The sequence below is a fragment of the Pseudarthrobacter kochi genome (assembly GCF_055412805.1).
Window position 1 is genome coordinate 1 of the sequence record NZ_JBVAYV010000094.1, and the last position, 3,413, is coordinate 3,413.

The window sequence follows — 3,413 nt, forward strand, 5'->3', positions numbered from 1 at the left end:
CGCCGGCCACCGCGATGGCCAATTTCAAGACAAAAAACCAGCCGCAAACCGTGGCTGCCTAACTGACAAGAAACCACCCGACTGTCTCACATCCTTGACACACCTCAGGGCCGTCTGCTCATAGCCCAGTCTCGAGTTGGCTCCGGGTGCTGTCATCGCACTTGCATCACGTCCCGGGGGGCACGTTCGGGTTAGGCCGCGTTCATACGTTCTCCTTGCTGGAGCGGGGCGGCCAGTGACCAGCACCAGCCGGCGAGCTCGCGGGCGATCGCGGTGTTGGCCTTGACGGACATTTTGTCGCGGTCATCGAAGACTTCCCACTTGTGGTGGAGCCGGTGGTTTCCTTCCAGGGCACGGATGCGGGTGGCCGGGGCGACGCGATCGAGCTGGCGCAGCAACCGTTCCCCGGGCCGGGCGTAGGGGCGCCGATGCTGCCAGGCGGCTTCGACGAGGAGTTTGCGGGCGTAGGTGTTCCCGGCTTTGGTGATCGGGCCCTGGTGGCGGGATTGGCCGGAGGAGTTTTCGCTGGGGACCAGCCCGAGGTAGGACCCGATGGATGAACCGGTGAAGCGGGTCCAGTCCCCGATCTCCACGGCCAGCCCGAACGCGGTCGTAACCTGGATGCCGCGCAGGCACATCAGCGCCTCAATCACCGGGGTGTAGCGGCAGGCCGCGGCCGTGGCGGCGACCTGCTTGTCGATCCTTTTGAGTTGCCCGGCGAGCAGCTCCGCCTGCTCGACGTCGGCCTCGTAGGTGAACTGCAGCGCCTGTTCGGCAAAGCGTTGGCGGTGCAGCCACCGGCTGTGTTCCTTCGTCCACCGGGTGTCCTTGGGGTAACGGATGCCGTGGCGCAGCAGGATGGCGTTCACGTGCTGGCAGGTGATTATGGCAGTTTGAGTGGGGACCGGTTCTGCAGTCTGATTTGAGCCCAGTTCGCGGCTCGCCGGTTGATGAATCGCAGTTCTAGTTGAGCCCACTCCACGGTTGATTCCATCAGAGTTTTTCCCGACGGTGGAAGGCAGTGATGGAGTCGAGAGTGGAGTTATTCGCGAGGATCCGCCGGGATGCCAGGATCAAGGGCTTATCGATCCGCTGTCTTGCCCGGGAGCATCGGGTCTCCCCGAGAACCGTCCGGCAGGCACTGGCGGCCGCGGAACCACCCGCGCGCCGGGTTGCTGCCCGGGAGGCCCCGAAGCTGGGTCCGTTCAAAGGCGTCATTGATGCGATGTTGCTGGCTGACCTGGACGCTCCGCGGAAGCAGCGCCATACGGCACAGCGGATTTTTGATCGCCTGGTCGATGAGCATCGGGCGGTGATCTCGTACTCCACGGTCCGCCAATATGTGAAGGCCCGCAGGACCGCTATGGCCGTGGAGGCAGGGATCGCCCCGGTGGAAGTCTTCGTGCCTCAGGAACACGCCCCGGGTGCGGAGGCGGAGGTGGATTTCGGTGATGTATGGGTGGACCTGGCCGGGGTGAGGACACGGTGTTACATGTTCGCGTTCCGGCTCTCGAACTCGGGGAAGTCCGTTCATCGCGTGTACCCGACCTGCGCGCAGGAAGCATTCCTGGAGGGCCATATCGAGGCGTTCACCGCTTTGGGTGGTGTCCCGAGCAGGCATATCCGCTATGACAACCTCACCTCGGCCGTGACGAAAGTCGTTTACGGGGCCGGCCGGCAGCGCGTGGAGAACGAGCGGTGGGTGCTTTTCAAATCCCACTATGGGTTCGATGCCTTCTACTGCGAACCGGGCATCAAGGGCGCCCACGAAAAAGGCGGGATCGAGGGCGAAGTCGGACGGTTCCGAAGGAACTTCCTCACCCCGGTCCCGGCGGTAGAGACCCTGGCGGAGCTGAACGACAAGCTGCGGGTTTGGGATGACTCGGAGGACCGACGCAGGATCTCCCAGCGGCTCCGGACCATCGGGCAAGACTTCGCCGCCGAACAACCCCTGCTGGCGCCGCTGACGACGGAGGGTTTCGATCCCGGCCTGGTCCTTACCCCGCGGGTGGACCGTTCCTCGCTCATCACCGTCCGGTCCACCAAGTATTCGGTGCCGGTGCGGTACATCAACCAGAAAGTCCGGGTCTCCCTGCAGGCGACGCAGGTGAGGATCTTCGACGGCCGGACCCTGATCGCCACCCACCCACGGACCGTAACCCGGGGCGGGCAATGCGTCCAACTGGATCACTACCTCGAAGTCCTGAAATTCAAACCCGGCGCCCTGCCCGGTTCCACGGCGTTAGCGCAGGCCCGGGAGTCGGGGGTGTTCACCCCGGCCCATGACGCGTTCTGGGCAGCTGCCCGGAAAACCGACGGTGACACCGCCGCGACCCGCGAACTCATCGACGTCCTGCTGTTGCACCGGGTGATGGACGGCGCGGACGTTATTGCCGGGATCACGTCCGCCCTGCAGGTCGGGGCGGTCAGCGCGGACGTCGTCGCAGTTGAAGCACGACGGGTGGCCGCGGAGCGGAACACCCCGGGGTGGGTCCGGCCCGATTGCGATCCCGGCGCGAAAGAAGAAATCGTCGAGCACCGCGTTGTCAGTCTCACCCAGCGCCGCCTCGCGGACCCCGCCGCCGTGATCGCCGGCCTCCCACCAGACAAACGCCCGTTGCCCACGGTCGCCGGCTACGACCAGCTCCTGAACAAACACACCATCCACTCCACCGACCCATATCAAGCGCCGCCGAGCAAGGAGCACGTCTCATGAGCCCAACCACACCCGTTGTCGTGTCCCAGACCCTGCGCCGGCGCCGCGGCCTGACCGAACAGGCCGCCGCCGCGGCCGTGGACCAAGCCTGCCGGCGCCTCCGGCTGCCCACGATCCGCGCCGTCCTCGACGAAGCCGTCGCCGTCGCGGGCAAGGAACAACTCTCCTACCAGGGCTTCTTGGCCGAACTGCTCCCGGCCGAATGTGATGACCGGGACCGCCGATCCTCCGTCCGCCGAGTCAAATCCGCGAACTTCCCGCGGGACAAATGGCTCGGGGACTTCGACTTCGACGCAAACCCGAACATCAACCCCGCCACCATCCACACGCTCGCGGCCGGAGACTGGATCCGCAAAGGCCAGCCCCTGTGCCTCATCGGCGATTCCGGAACCGGGAAGTCCCACCTGCTCATCGGACTCGGCACCGCCGCTGCCGAGAAAGGCTTCAGGGTCAAATACACCCTCGCCACCCGGCTCGTGAACGAGCTCGTCGAGGCAGAAAACGACAAAGCCCTCGCCAAGACCATCGCCCGCTACGGACGCGTGGATCTACTGTGCATCGACGAACTCGGCTACATGGAACTGGATGAGTATTTGATGCCTTGAGAGCCACCCAATCTTGCGCTTCAGAGCCACCGATCGTGCGGAAGAGAGCCAGTGGTGGTGTGTTTGGGAGCCACTGGCCCTCGACCTCATCG

2 protein-coding genes and 1 pseudogene are annotated in these 3,413 nt (G+C 65.0%); 2 read left to right on the plus strand and 1 reads right to left on the minus strand.

All coding sequences use genetic code 11. From position 1 onward, the window contains the following. Positions 1 to 191: 191 nt before the first annotated feature. Positions 192 to 869 (minus strand): transposase, encoded by a 678-nt coding sequence (locus tag ACZY0Y_RS19680; protein ID WP_463959913.1) that lies wholly within the window; start codon positions 867 to 869, stop codon positions 192 to 194. Between the two features lie 155 nt (positions 870 to 1,024). Here ACZY0Y_RS19680 and istA point away from each other — a divergent pair, with 155 nt between their 5' ends. Continuing rightward, positions 1,025 to 2,716, plus strand: coding sequence for an IS21 family transposase (istA, locus tag ACZY0Y_RS19685; protein WP_463959914.1), 1,692 nt, complete (start codon positions 1,025 to 1,027; stop codon positions 2,714 to 2,716). Beyond that, positions 2,713 to 3,303, plus strand: a pseudogene (locus ACZY0Y_RS19690) (ATP-binding protein); the annotation flags it as partial. The gene istA and the pseudogene ACZY0Y_RS19690, both read left to right, overlap by 4 nt. Positions 3,304 to 3,413 lie beyond the last annotated feature (110 nt).